Source organism: Cellulosimicrobium sp. ES-005 (genome assembly GCF_040448685.1).
Lineage (GTDB): Bacteria > Actinomycetota > Actinomycetes > Actinomycetales > Cellulomonadaceae > Cellulosimicrobium > Cellulosimicrobium cellulans_G.
The window spans coordinates 51,263-63,273 of sequence record NZ_CP159290.1 but is presented as its reverse complement, the minus strand read 5'-3'; the positions used below and the strand labels follow the sequence as shown (position 1 = coordinate 63,273).

General features: G+C 74.4%; 12 protein-coding genes. 8 read left to right on the top strand and 4 right to left on the bottom strand.

Annotation, left to right across the window (positions count from 1 at the left end; genetic code table 11):
- The first annotated feature begins 346 nt into the window (after positions 1 to 346).
- Entirely contained in the window at positions 347 to 1,951 is a 1,605-nt protein-coding gene (locus ABRQ22_RS00225; protein ID WP_353708164.1) for an FGGY-family carbohydrate kinase, read from the top strand.
- Positions 1,948 to 3,594 (top strand): fucose isomerase, encoded by a 1,647-nt coding sequence (locus ABRQ22_RS00220; protein ID WP_353708163.1) that lies wholly within the window; start codon positions 1,948 to 1,950, stop codon positions 3,592 to 3,594. Before ABRQ22_RS00225 ends, ABRQ22_RS00220 begins: the two co-directional genes overlap by 4 nt.
- Here the strand turns inward: ABRQ22_RS00220 and ABRQ22_RS00215 are convergent.
- Positions 3,584 to 4,036 carry a VanZ family protein gene (locus ABRQ22_RS00215; RefSeq protein WP_353708162.1) on the bottom strand — a complete coding sequence of 151 codons (453 nt, stop codon included), beginning with the start codon at positions 4,034 to 4,036 and terminating at the stop codon, positions 3,584 to 3,586. The genes ABRQ22_RS00220 and ABRQ22_RS00215 overlap by 11 nt on opposite strands.
- Positions 4,037 to 4,154: 118 nt before the next feature.
- On the opposite strand from ABRQ22_RS00215, the gene ABRQ22_RS00210 reads away from it, so the two are divergent.
- Together ABRQ22_RS00210 and ABRQ22_RS00205 are read left to right on the top strand one after the other, a co-directional pair.
- Complete coding sequence (locus ABRQ22_RS00210; protein WP_353708161.1) at positions 4,155 to 5,144, top strand: TIGR03885 family FMN-dependent LLM class oxidoreductase; 990 nt, start codon at positions 4,155 to 4,157, stop codon at positions 5,142 to 5,144.
- A complete protein-coding gene (locus ABRQ22_RS00205) occupies positions 5,141 to 6,847 on the top strand; it encodes an alpha-amylase family protein (RefSeq protein ID WP_353708160.1) in 1,707 nt (568 codons plus the stop codon). The genes ABRQ22_RS00210 and ABRQ22_RS00205 overlap by 4 nt, the downstream gene beginning before the upstream one ends.
- Before the next feature lie 46 nt (positions 6,848 to 6,893).
- Here the strand turns inward: ABRQ22_RS00205 and ABRQ22_RS00200 are convergent, their stop codons facing one another.
- Positions 6,894 to 7,166 carry a hypothetical protein gene (locus tag ABRQ22_RS00200; RefSeq protein WP_353708159.1) on the bottom strand — a complete coding sequence of 91 codons (273 nt, stop codon included), beginning with the start codon at positions 7,164 to 7,166 and terminating at the stop codon, positions 6,894 to 6,896.
- Between the two features lie 201 nt (positions 7,167 to 7,367).
- A complete protein-coding gene (locus ABRQ22_RS00195; protein WP_353708158.1) occupies positions 7,368 to 7,958 on the bottom strand; it encodes a TetR/AcrR family transcriptional regulator in 591 nt (196 codons plus the stop codon).
- A 50-nt stretch (positions 7,959 to 8,008) separates the two neighbouring features.
- Between ABRQ22_RS00195 and ABRQ22_RS00190 the strand changes: the two genes are divergently transcribed.
- Genes ABRQ22_RS00190 through ABRQ22_RS00180 form a run of 3 tightly spaced genes read left to right on the top strand, consistent with a single transcriptional unit; the run spans position 8,009 to position 10,515 of the window.
- Positions 8,009 to 8,812: a class I SAM-dependent methyltransferase gene (locus tag ABRQ22_RS00190; RefSeq protein WP_353708157.1), complete on the top strand. Its 804-nt coding sequence runs from the start codon at positions 8,009 to 8,011 to the stop codon at positions 8,810 to 8,812.
- Positions 8,813 to 8,864: 52 nt separating this feature from the next.
- The gene (locus ABRQ22_RS00185) at positions 8,865 to 10,001 is read left to right on the top strand and encodes a beta-eliminating lyase-related protein (RefSeq protein ID WP_353708156.1); all 1,137 of its coding nucleotides are present in this window, start codon (positions 8,865 to 8,867) and stop codon (positions 9,999 to 10,001) included.
- A 19-nt stretch (positions 10,002 to 10,020) separates the two neighbouring features.
- The gene (locus ABRQ22_RS00180) at positions 10,021 to 10,515 is read left to right on the top strand and encodes a nucleoside deaminase (RefSeq protein ID WP_253054536.1); all 495 of its coding nucleotides are present in this window, start codon (positions 10,021 to 10,023) and stop codon (positions 10,513 to 10,515) included.
- 52 nt (positions 10,516 to 10,567) lie between these two features.
- On the opposite strand, the gene ABRQ22_RS00175 is transcribed toward ABRQ22_RS00180, so the two are convergent.
- Entirely contained in the window at positions 10,568 to 11,485 is a 918-nt protein-coding gene (locus tag ABRQ22_RS00175; RefSeq protein ID WP_353708155.1) for a hypothetical protein, read from the bottom strand.
- A 90-nt stretch (positions 11,486 to 11,575) separates the two neighbouring features.
- Here ABRQ22_RS00175 and ABRQ22_RS00170 point away from each other — a divergent pair, with 90 nt between their 5' ends.
- On the top strand, positions 11,576 to 12,004 hold the full coding sequence (locus ABRQ22_RS00170; protein ID WP_353708154.1) for an SRPBCC family protein: 429 nt from the start codon (positions 11,576 to 11,578) through the stop codon (positions 12,002 to 12,004).
- Positions 12,005 to 12,011 lie beyond the last annotated feature (7 nt).

Here is a 12,011-nt window from a genome sequence, read left to right as displayed (position 1 = left end):
GTGCCTGTCCGGTGGCCGCCGCCACGCGGGCGCGGCGTTGTCGCCGGTGCCGAGCCACGGGCCGACAGCGCGGTGTCCGTTGTCCGACAACGGCACCTCCGCCGAGCGCGGAACGCTGCGGCGCACGCCGCCGGGGCAGGCGCCGCCGGGGCAGGTGACAACCGGTCTCGCCGTCGCTGTCCCGGGGCGGCGCGGGGCGGGCCCCGACCCCGGGACGGCGCGCCGACACCCAGGTCACAGTTGCGTCAACCCTCGAATTCGTCTCACATGGCGAGATATCGCGGAACAAGAGCGCAGGTCGGGGCGGCCGTTGTTTCTGTAATCGATTTCTGTCATGCTGGTCGGCATGCCCAGACCTCCCGTGACCCCGGGCCTCGTCGGCGTCGACGTCGGCACCTCGAGCACCAAGGGCGTGCTCGTCGGACCCGACGGCGCGATCCTCCGCTCGACGACCCGCGCCCACACCGTGGACCGGCCCGCTCCCGGCCACGTCGAGATGGACGCCGCCGTCTGGTGGGACGAGCTCGTCGCGATCGTCACCGAGCTCACGGCCGACCTGGCCCCGGGCGCCGTCCGCGGCTCCGACGTGCCCGCCGACCTCGAGGTCGCGGCCGTCGGGGTGTCGGGCATGGGTCCGTGCGTCCTGCTGACGGACAACGTCGGGACGCCGGTGCGCCCGGCGATCCTGTACGGCGTCGACACGCGCGCGACGCGTCAGATCGCCGCGCTCGACGCCGCGCTGGGGCGCGCGACCGTCCTCGACCGCTGCGGCTCCGCGCTCTCGTCCCAGGCCGCGGGACCCAAGATCGCCTGGGTCCGCGAGCACGAGGCCGAGGCCTGGTCCCGCGCCCGGCGGCTGTTCATGCCCGCGTCCTACCTCGCGTTCCGGCTCACCGGCGCCTACGTGCTCGACCACCACTCCGCGTCCCAGTCGACGCCCCTCTACGACCCGCGCACGCACGAGTGGATCGACGACTGGGCCGACCTCGTCGCCCCCGGCCTCGAGCTCCCCGCCCTGCGCTGGCCGGGCGAGGCCGCGGGCGTGACGCGCGAGCCCCTCGCCGGGGTCCCGGCAGGCACGCCGGTCGTCACCGGGACGATCGACGCCTGGTCCGAGGCCGTGAGCGTCGACGCGACGCACGTCGGCGACCTCATGCTCATGTACGGCACGACCCTGTTCCTCGTCGCCACCGTCGCCGAGCCCCTGCGCAGCGAGACGATGTGGGGCACCGTCGGCGCCTACCCCGGGACCCACAACCTGGCCGGGGGCATGGCGACGTCGGGAGCGATCACGTCGTGGCTCCGCGACCTGACCGGGGCCGGCTACCCCGAGCTGCTCGCCGAGGCCGCTGCCTCCGGGCCGGGCGCGCGCGGCCTCCTCATGCTCCCCTACCTCGCGGGCGAGCGGACCCCGGTCCAGGACCCCGACGCGCGGGGCGTCGTCGCCGGTCTCACCGTGACGCACACGCGCGGCGACCTCTACCGCGCGGCGCTCGAGGCCACGGCGTTCGGCGTGCGGCACAACGTCGAGACCCTGCGCGACGCCGGGGCCGACATCTCCCGGGTCGTCGCCGTGGGCGGCGGCACCCAGGGCGACCTGTGGACGCAGGTCGTCTCCGACGTGACCGGGCTCCCCCAGGTCGTCCCGACGCGGACGATCGGCGCGAGCTACGGCGCCGCGATGCTCGCCGCCGGGCTCGTGCACGAGGAGGGGCGGCTCCTCGACGTCGCCGCGTGGAACCCCCCGGCACGTGTCGTCGAGCCCGACCCGGGGACGCGCTCCGCGTACGACGAGCTCTACGGCCTCTACCGCACGCTCTACCCGGCGACGCGCGACGTCGTGCACGCGCTCGCCCGCCGGACCGGCCGCACCGCGGGTCCCGCCGCCCCGGAGCGCCCCTCCGCCACCCTCTCCACCCACCGCGCCACTCTCGAAGGAGCACCCGCATGACCAGCACCTACGCCGTCCCCGAGCTCGCACCGGAGGCCCGGGCCCCCGAGCGCACGGTCTACCTCGTCGCGTCGGGCGACCTGCGCGAGTCCGCGAACGTCGCGGGCTGGCCGACGCAGGTGGAGCTCGAACGCGTGCTCACCGACGCGTTCGCGGCGAACGGCTGGAAGGTCGTGCGCGCCAACGACGTCGACCCCGAGACCGGGCACGGCTTCATCAGCTCGCAGCGCATGGGGCTCGACGTGTTCGCGACCATCCCGCCCGACGCGCCGCTCGTCGTCGCCGAGGCGGTGTGGCAGTACAGCCACCACGTGCTCGCCGGCCTGCGCACGCACCGTGGCCCGATCCTCACCGCCGCGAACTTCGCGGGCGACTGGCCGGGGCTCGTCGGGCTCCTGGGCCTGAACGCCGGCCTCACCAAGATGGGCACGCCGTACTCGACCGTGTGGACCGTCGACGGGACCGACGCCTGGTTCCAGGACGCGATCCGCTCGTGGGTCGCGACCGGGACGATCGACCACGACGACTCCCACGTCCACGCGCTCCCCGCCCTCGCGGACACCCCGGAGAAGCAGCTCGGCGAGGCCCTCGCGGCCCAGCTCCTGCGGGAGAAGGCGATCATCGGCGTCTTCGACGAGGGCTGCATGGGGATGTACAACGCGATCTTCGACGACGAGCTGCTCAACGGGCTCGGCATCTACAAGGAGCGTCTGTCGCAGTCCGCGCTCTGGGCGGAGATGCAGCGCGTGACCGACGACGAGGCAGACGCGGTCCAGCGCTGGCTCGAGGACGCGGGGATGACCTTCCGGCTCGGGACCGACGAGGCGACCGAGCTCACGCCCGCGCAGCTCCGCTGGCAGCACAAGATGTACGTCGCGGCCCTCCGGATCGCCGACGACTTCGGGCTCGACGCGGTCGGCATCCAGTACCAGCAGGGCCTCAAGGACATCTGTCCCGCGTCCGACCTCGCGGAAGGGCTGCTCAACAACGTGCAGCGCCCGCCGGTCCGCTCGCGCGACGGGCAGCGGATCCTGTGGGACGGCCAGGCGTTCCCCCACTTCAACGAGGCCGACGAGGGCGTCGCCGTCGACGCGCTCGTCACGAACCGGCTGTGGACGGCGATGGGGCTCGACCCGGCCACCACGCTGCACGACGTGCGCTGGGGCGAGGAGTTCGACGGGCAGTTCGTGTGGGTCTTCGAGATCTCCGGCTCGGTACCCGCCTCGCACCTCGAGGGCGGCTACGCGGGCGCGGAGGGCTGGCGCCAGGATCCCGTCTTCTTTCCGGCCGGCGGCTCCACCCTCAACGGGGTCTCCCGGGCCGGCGAGATCGTCTGGTCCCGCGTCTACATCGCCGACGGCGTCCTGCAGGTCGACCTCGGCCGGGCCTCGGCGTTGTCGCTCCCCGAGGAGGAGACGCGTCGGCGCAAGGAGGCGACGAACCCGGAGTGGCCGATCATGCACGCCGTGCTCCACGGCGTGAGCCGCGACCAGTTCATGGCCCGCCACAAGGCGAACCACCTGAACGTCGCGTACGCGCCCGACGCCGGCACCGCGGACCGCGCGCTCGAGGCCAAGGCCGCGTTCTTCGCCGCGCTCGGCATGCCGGTCCACCTGTGCGGGGACAGCGCGCTCACCCGGTGACGGGTCGGCGCGCGCCGACGGCGAGCACGACGCCGGCGGCGAGCGCCGCGCCCAGGAGCGCGCCGGCGGTGTTCATCACGACGTCCTGGACGGTCGGGACGCGGCCCGGCAGGATGTTCTGGGTCAGCTCGATCGCGACCGACAGCGCGCAGCCCGCGAGGGTGACGACGCCGACGGTGCGCCGCACGCCCAGGGGTGCGCCGCGCCGTCGGGCGGTCGCGCCGCGCAGGAGCGGGACCCCGAGCACGCCGAAGGGCCCGAACATGACGACGTTCGCGAGCGCCTCGAGCACCGGGAGGGTGATCGGGATCCCGAGGCCCTGGAGGAACCCGAGGGTCGCCGTGGCCCAGCCGGGCGCGTCGGTGGACTGCGGCGACGGCCACAGGGTCACGACGAGGACCGCGGCGAGGTAGGCGGCGAACGTCCAGGTCAGCAGGCGCATCGCGTCAGCGTACGAGGGCCGTCGCGGGACGGGGCGCCTCCTGCGGAGCGCGCACGATCCCTCCACCGGTCCCCCTCCTCGCCGAGCGTGTCACCCGGACCCTCGGTTCACTGGCGCCATGGCCTCCCTCGGTTTTCACGCGTCCCACGAGCAGATCGCCCCGGGCCCTCTGCTGGGTGCCGCACGGCGTGCCCAGGAGGTGGGGTTCGACGCCGCGATGTGCTCCGACCACCTCGCGCCCTGGAGCGTGCGGCAGGGCGAGTCGGGGCACGCCTGGTCCTGGCTCGGCGCCGCGCTCGCCAGCACGGACCTGCCGTTCGGCGTCGTCACGGCGCCCGGCCAGCGCTACCACCCGGCGGTCGTCGCGCAGGCGGTCGCGACGCTCGGTGCGATGTTCCCGGGCCGGTTCTGGGCGGCGCTCGGCTCGGGCGAGGCCATGAACGAGCACGTCACGGGCGACCCGTGGCCCACCAAGGCCGAGCGGGACGCACGCCTGCGGGAGTGCGTGGACGTGATCCGCGCGCTGCTCGCGGGCGAGGAGGTCACGCACCACGGCCACGTCACCGTGGACCGTGCGCGCGTGTGGTCGCTGCCCGACGTCGTCCCGCGCCTCGTGGGCCCGGCCGTCACCTCGGCGACGGCGCGCCGGCACGCGGACTGGGCCGACGGTCTCGTGACCGTCAACCAGCCGGTCGAGTCGCTGCGCCGTGTCGTCGGCGAGTACCGCGACGCGGGCGGCCGGGGGCCGCTGGCCCTCCAGGTCCACGTCGCGTGGGGCGACGACGACGAGGCCGCCTTCGCCGTCGCGCACGACCAGTGGCGCTCCAACCTGCTGCCGCCGAGCGTGAGCTGGCACCTGGAGACGCCCGAGCAGTTCGACGCCGTCGCGGACCTCGTGCGTCTGGAGGAGGTGCGCGGGACGGTCCTCGTCGAGCACGACGCCGAGCGGTTCGCGGACCGCGTCGCCGAGCTCGCGGCGTGCGGGTTCGACGAGGTCTACCTGCACCACGTGGGGCAGGAGCAGGACGCGTTCCTCGACGCGGCGGGCGAGACGCTGCTGCCGCTCCTGCGGACGGCGACCACGACGACCGGCGGGGGTGCGGCGTGAGGATCAGCGACACGGGCGACCTCTGGTGGAAGAACGCGGTGGTCTACTGCCTGGACGTCGAGACGTTCATGGACTGGGACGACGACGGCGTGGGCGACCTCGCCGGGCTCGTGCAGCGCCTCGACCACCTCGCCGACCTCGGGGTCACGTGCCTGTGGCTCATGCCGTTCTACCCGACCGCCGACCGCGACGACGGGTACGACATCACCGACTTCCTCGCGGTCGACCCGCGGCTGGGCGACGTCGGGGACCTCGTCGAGCTGGTCCGGACGGCCCACGACCGCGGCATCCGCGTCATCGCCGACCTCGTGGTCAACCACACGTCCGACCGCCACCCGTGGTTCAAGGCCTCGCGCGCGAGCACGGACAACCCGTATCGCGACTTCTACGTGTGGCGCGCCGACGAGCCGCCGCCCACGACGGACCAGGTGATCTTCCCCGACCAGGAGGAGGGCATCTGGACGAAGGACGATCGCACGGGCGAGTGGTACCGCCACCGCTTCTACCGCCACATGCCGGACCTCAACACCGCCAACCCGAAGGTCCGGGACGCGATCGCGAAGACGATGGGCTACTGGATCCAGCTCGGCCTCTCGGGCTTCCGGGTCGACGCCGTCCCGTTCTTCCTCGGGGACGCGGCGGCGAACCCGTCGGACGAGATCGAGGACCCGCACGACTTCCTGCGCGCGCTGCGCTCGTTCCTCTCGCGCCGCGCGGGCGACTCGATCCTCATGGGCGAGGTCAACCTGCCGTTCGCGGAGCAGCGCCTCTACTTCGGCGACGACGGGACGGGGGACGGGAGCGAGTCCGGACCGTCGAGCTCCGAGCTGACGCTCCAGTTCGACTTCAACGGCATGCAGGCGCTGTACCTGTCGCTCGCACGGCACGACGCCGGGCCGCTCGCCGCGTCGCTCGCCGCACGCCCCCCGATCCCCCACGACGCGCAGTGGGCGACGTTCGTGCGCAACCACGACGAGCTGACGCTCGACAAGCTCTCCGACGACGAGCGCCAGGAGGTCTTCGCCGCGTTCGGGCCCGAGGAGGACATGCAGCTCTACGGGCGCGGGCTGCGCCGTCGGCTCCCGCCCATGCTGGGCGGCGACCCGCGCCGCGTCCGGATGGTGTACTCGCTGCTCTTCGCGCTCCCGGGGACGCCGGTCCTCTTCTACGGCGAGGAGATCGGCATGGGCGAGAACCTCGCCGCTGACGGACGGCTCGCCGTGCGGACCCCGATGCAGTGGACGTCGGAGCGCAACGGCGGCTTCTCGCGCGCCCCCGCGCGCCGGCTCGCGGGGCCCGTTCCCGGCGACGGCTACGCGCCCGAGCACGTCAACGTCGCGGACCAGCGGCGCGACCCGGACTCGCTGCTGACGTTCGTGCGCCTGCTCGCGCACCGCTACCGCGAGTGCCCCGAGCTGGGCTGGGGCGAGGTCGACGTGCTCGACCAGGCGGAGCCGTCCGTCCTCGCGCTGCGCAGCACGTGGCAGGAGGCGTCGATGGTCACGGTCCACAACCTGTCCGCGGACCCGGTCGTCGTCCGGCTCGCGCTCGGCGACCTGCCCGCGGAGGCGCGCCTCGTCGACCTGCTCGACGCGGACGACGTCGAGCCGGACCCCGACGACGGGACCGCCGAGGTCCGGCTCGACGGCTACGGCTACCGCTGGCTGCGCGTCACGCACCCGGGCTCGCGCCGGCTCCTGTGATCCGGCGTCCGTTCAGCCGCACCCGGGAGCGCCGCGCGGACCGTCCTCAGTCGTCGTGGCTCGGCTCGTCCGGGCCGACCGGCCGGCCCGGCGACGACGGCCAGTCGGGCGGCGAGTCGGGGACCGGGTCGGACGGTCGCGGCTCGCCGGGGACCGGGTCCGCGTGGCTCGGGTCGCGCGGCGGCTCCGACGGGTCCGGGGGCGGTCCCGGGGACTTCGGCGGCTCGACGGTCGGCTCCGCGGGCCGCACGGGCTCGACCGGTCGGCCTGGGTCGGCGGGCCGGTCCGGGTCGGCGGGGCCGGGGCTGTTCGTGGTCATGGCTGCTCCTCCGCTGCTCGCGGCGCCCGGTCGGGCGTCCCTTCGACGCTAGGCAGGTGCGCGCCCGCTCGCTCGCCCCGGCGACCCTTCCTGCCCCCGCACGCCGCGGTGCGTTCCTGGCAAGACCCGGCGCGCGACGCGGACGGAGCACCGGCACCTCGGCCTTCGCCGGACAGCGCCCGTTCCGAGCGACGAGCGGTGTCACGGGTCAGCCCTCGTCGCTGACGCACCGTCTCCGCCCTGGAGCACGGCGGCCACGATCTCCTCGACCGTGGCGGTGTCCGGCGTCTCGCCGGCGAAGAGCAGGTGCCCGGTGCCGATAAGGGTGCGCGCGAGCATGTCGGGATCCAGGTGCGTGGCGGACGACCCGGAGGCCGTCTCGTCCCGGAGACGCTGTGCGAGGGCGACGGCCGCCTCGGTCAAGACCGGGATCCCGCGCGGGGTCGAGGACCGGAGGCGTGCGCGCAGGCCGTCTCGGGCGATCGTCAGGCGGACGAGCTCGAGCGTGACGGGCGTGAACACCACCTGGAGCGCACGGACCATGGTCGACGCCTGGTGCACCTCGGCGAGTCCGGCGAGGTCCGCCTCGACCCGCGCGACGTGCGTGCGCACGAGCTCGGCCAGGAAGTCGTCGAAGTCGTCGAAGTGCCGGTGCAGCACCCCTTTGGCGACGCCGGCCTCGTCGGTGACGGACCGGCTCGTCAGTCCGCCCGCGCCGTCGCGCACGAGGACGCGCTGCGCCGCTGCGAACAGCTGTGCCTGAGCGTCGCGCAGGGCCACTCCGGTCGGCATCCTTCTCCCGTCACGTCGACAGTGGGCATGTGCCCACTTAAAGTGGGCGCATGGTCACTCTATCGCCGTCGCCCGAACACATGCCGCACCAGCAGCGCCGGATCGCCGAGTCCTTCGGGACCGACGCCACCCGGTACGACCGCACTCGACCTCACTATCCGCGGGCCCTCGCCGACGCCGTCCTCGACGGGCTCGACGGTCGACGCGTCCTCGACGTCGGCATCGGGACCGGGTTGTCCGCGCTGCCGTTCCGAGCGGCCGGGGCCGACGTCGTCGGTATCGAGGTCGACGAGCGGATGGCCGAGGTCGCGCGGTCCAAGGGGTTCGTCGTCGAGACCGCCAGGTTCGAGGAGTGGGACCCGGCGGGACGCACGTTCGACGCCGTGATCGCCGGGCAGACCTGGCACTGGGTGGACCCTGACACCGGTGCCCGGCAGGCGGCACGGGTCGTGCGCCCAGGCGGCCGCATCGCCCTGTTCTGGAACGCCGCCGAGCCCGAACCGGCGGTCGCGTCCGCCTTCGCCCGGGTCTACCGGGACGTCGACACGGGCCTGCCGTTCACTCCCTTCGCCACGTCGGCCACCACCGGACAGGACCGGTTCCTCGAACCGGCCGAGGCGGGGCTGCTGCGGACCGGCGACTTCGCCCCGCCCGAGCGGTTGCAGCTCGCCTGGACCGCCACGATCACCCGGCAAGCCTGGCTCGACCAGGTCCCCACCAACGGTGGACACCACCTCATCCCCGCCGACCAGCTCACCCTGCTGCTGAACGGGCTCGGCGCAGTCGTCGACGCGCACGGAGGAACCTTCACGATGCGGTACACCACCCACGCCACCGTGGCGCGGCGCCTCTGACGGAGACGCGCCGACGAGCGCCGCCAGGCGATCGGGTCCTTACGCTGGGCACGTGACCTCGTTCGCCTCGGACAACTACTCCCCCGCCCATCCCGACGTCCTCGCCGCGCTCGCCGCGGCGAGCGCCGGGCACGAGATCTCGTACGGCGAGGACCCGTGGACGGCGCGCCTCCAGGACGCCGTGAGAGCCCGCTTCGGCCCGGACGCCACCGCGTACCCGGTGCTCACGGGGACTGGTGCGAACGTCGTGGCGCTCATGGCGATGCTGCCGCGCTGGGGCGCGGTCGTCGCGACCGAGCACGCGCACCTCAACACGGACGAGAGCGGCGCGCCCGAGCGCGTCGGCGGGATCAAGGTGCTCGCGGTCCCGGCGTCGGACGGGAAGCTGACGCCCGACGCCGTGGAGCGGTTCGCGGGCGACCTCGGCGACCCGCACCGCGCGCAGCCGCTCGTCGTGTCCCTCACGCAGGCCACGGAGCTCGGCACGCTCTACACGCCCGCCGAGATCCGCGCGGTGGCCGACGCCGCGCACGCCCGCGGCATGCGCGTGCACCTCGACGGGTCGCGCCTCGCGAACGCCGCCGCCGCGCTCGACGTCCCGCTCCGGGCCCTGACGACCGACGCGGGCGTGGACGTGCTGTCGTTCGGCGGCACCAAGAACGGGCTCGCGCTCGGGGAGGCGGTCGTCGTGCTCGACCCGTCGGCCGTCGACGGCGTCGAGTTCGTGCGCAAGGCGACGATGCAGCTCGCGTCCAAGATGCGCTACGTCTCCGCGCAGCTCCTCGCGCTGTTCGAGCCGGTGGGCGACGCCGTCGCCGAGGTCGACGAGATCGCGGACGCGGACGAGCTCTGGCTGCGCAACGCACGGCACGCGAACGCGATGGCGGCGCGCCTGCGCGCGGGGCTCGCGGACGTCGTCGTCCCCGCCGCGCTCGGGCCGGACGACGCCGTGCGCGCCACCCCGACCGGCCTCGCCTTCACGCAGCCCACGCTCGTCAACGCGGTCTTCGCGACGCTCCCCCGCGCGGCCGTGGAGCGCCTGCGCGAGCGCCACCGCTTCTACGACTGGGGACCGGGCGAGACCGCCGACCGGGTCGAGGTCCGGTGGATGTGCGCGTGGGACACGACCCCGGACGACGTGGACGGGTTCGTCGCGGACGTGCGCAGCGTCCTCGCGCTCGCGCGCTGACCGGGCGAGGATGGGCGCCATGACTCCCGAGACCCTCCCCACTCCGGACGACCTCGTGCACCTGCGCCGCTGCGTCGAGCTCGCGCGCGAGGCGCTCGACGACGGCGACGAGCCGTTCGGCTCGCTCCTCGTCGACCGCGACGGAGCCGTGCGGTTCGAGGACCGCAACCGCGTGAAGGACGGCGACGCGACCCGGCACCCGGAGTTCGAGATCGCCCGCTGGGCCGCCGAGCACCTGACGCCCGAGGAGCGTCGCGACGCGACCGTCTACACGTCCGGCGAGCACTGCGCGATGTGCAGCGCGGCGCACGCCTGGGTCGGGCTCGGGCCGATCGTCTACGCGTCGAGCACGACGCAGCTCGTCGGCTGGCTCGACGAGTGGCGCGTGGCGCCCGGACCCGTGCGCCCGCTCGCGATCGGCGACGTCGCGCCGGGCGTGCCCGTGCGCGGCCCGGCCTACGAGCTCGCCCCCGAGATCCGGTCGCTGCACGCGCGCCTCCACGGCGTGTCGTGAACCTGTCAGCACGACGTCGCGCCCTGCCGCGACCTCGCGCTGACAGGTCGCGTCAGCCGTCCAGCGCGGCCGCCACCGTGCCTGCCACCTCCGGGAGCGCGAGGTAGCCCGCCTGGCTGCCGTCGGAGAGCAGCACGGCTGCCGCGTGGTGGCCCGGCGCGGCGTTCGCGACGACGAGGTCCTCGATCGCGGGCCTCGGCGGGTCGAGCGGGAACGCCGCAGGTCCGAGGCCGTGGAGCGCGAGCGCGTCCCGGGGGTCGCGCGCCGCGACCCAGCGGCGCACCGGCGCGGGCACGCGCAGCGGGGCGCGCGCGGCGAGGACGTCGCGGATCGCCCGGATCGCGAGCGGGGAGCCCAGCGTGAGCAGCAGCGGCACGTCCCACCGCGCGGCGCCGGGGTGCTCGCGCAGCACCGCGTACGCGACGACCGACCCGAGCGAGTGCGCGACCACGACGGCCGGGACGTCCGTGGGGATCGCGGCCGCGAGCGCGTCGTCGATCGTCGTGCGCACGGCGTCGTCGTGCAGGTACGCCCACACGTCGCGGGCGAGCAGCACGACGACGCCGCTGCTCAGGCCGGGCACGTACCGGTCGAGCGCGGACAGCAGCAGGTTCAGCCAGGCCCCGACGTCGGCCCCGGCTCCCCTGGTCGCGGCAGCCTCGGGGCGCGCCGGCACGCCCGCCCTCGCGCCCCGCAGCACCTCCTCGACGACGGCCGCGACGAACGCGAGCTCGTCGCCGGGCAGGGCCGCCAGCGCGTGCACCGTCACCGGCGGCGGCCCCACGTCGCCCGCGACGAGCCCCGCGAGGGTGTCGCCGTAGAAGACGAACGACGTGTCGGCGTCGTGCAGCACGCGGCTCGATCCCGCCGCGCGCAGCCCCGCGTCCAGCACGGTGGTCCAGGTGCGGTCAAGGACGTCGGCGTCGAGGCCCTGGTTGTCGCGGCCGTGGACGAGCACGAGTCGGGTCACGCGCCCGAACCTACCGGCTGCCGGTGCCGCCCGAAGGGTCTACCGTCGCCCCAGAAGCGGGCCCCCGTCCCCGAGCCCCCGGAGGTACTCATGACCGACCCGACCCTGACCGAGCACAGCACGACCGCCGAGATCCACGTCGCGCGGCCGCCGCAGGTCGTGTGGGCCGAGCTGCTGCACCCGAGCGCCCGCTGGATGCTCGGCATGAACGTCGAGACCGACTTCCGGCCCGGCAGCCCCGTCACGTTCGAGGGGCACTACATGGGCCGCGAGTTCGCGGACTGGGGCACCGTCGTCGCGGTCGAGCGCCCGCGGCTGCTGCACTTCACGCACTTCTCCCCCACGATGGGCCTGCCCGACGTCCCCGAGAACTACCACGACATCGCCATCACGCTCGAGCCGGACGACTCCGGGACGCGCGTGCGCGTCGTCGAGCGCAACATCGAGACGGCCGAGCGCGCGGAGCGCGCGCACGCGCTGTGGACCAAGGCCCTCGCGACGCTCGCGGGCCACGACTGAGGTCAGG

Coding starts and splice junctions, on each gene's coding strand:
- ABRQ22_RS00170 (WP_353708154.1), top strand. CDS start 11,576: ATGACCGACCCGACCCTGACCGAGCACAGCACGACCGCCGAGATCCAC.
- ABRQ22_RS00210 (WP_353708161.1), top strand. CDS start 4,155: ATGGCCTCCCTCGGTTTTCACGCGTCCCACGAGCAGATCGCCCCGGGC.
- ABRQ22_RS00190 (WP_353708157.1), top strand. CDS start 8,009: ATGGTCACTCTATCGCCGTCGCCCGAACACATGCCGCACCAGCAGCGC.
- ABRQ22_RS00215 (WP_353708162.1), bottom strand. CDS start 4,036: ATGCGCCTGCTGACCTGGACGTTCGCCGCCTACCTCGCCGCGGTCCTC.
- ABRQ22_RS00200 (WP_353708159.1), bottom strand. CDS start 7,166: ATGACCACGAACAGCCCCGGCCCCGCCGACCCGGACCGGCCCGCCGAC.
- ABRQ22_RS00220 (WP_353708163.1), top strand. CDS start 1,948: ATGACCAGCACCTACGCCGTCCCCGAGCTCGCACCGGAGGCCCGGGCC.
- ABRQ22_RS00225 (WP_353708164.1), top strand. CDS start 347: ATGCCCAGACCTCCCGTGACCCCGGGCCTCGTCGGCGTCGACGTCGGC.
- ABRQ22_RS00180 (WP_253054536.1), top strand. CDS start 10,021: ATGACTCCCGAGACCCTCCCCACTCCGGACGACCTCGTGCACCTGCGC.
- ABRQ22_RS00195 (WP_353708158.1), bottom strand. CDS start 7,958: ATGCCGACCGGAGTGGCCCTGCGCGACGCTCAGGCACAGCTGTTCGCA.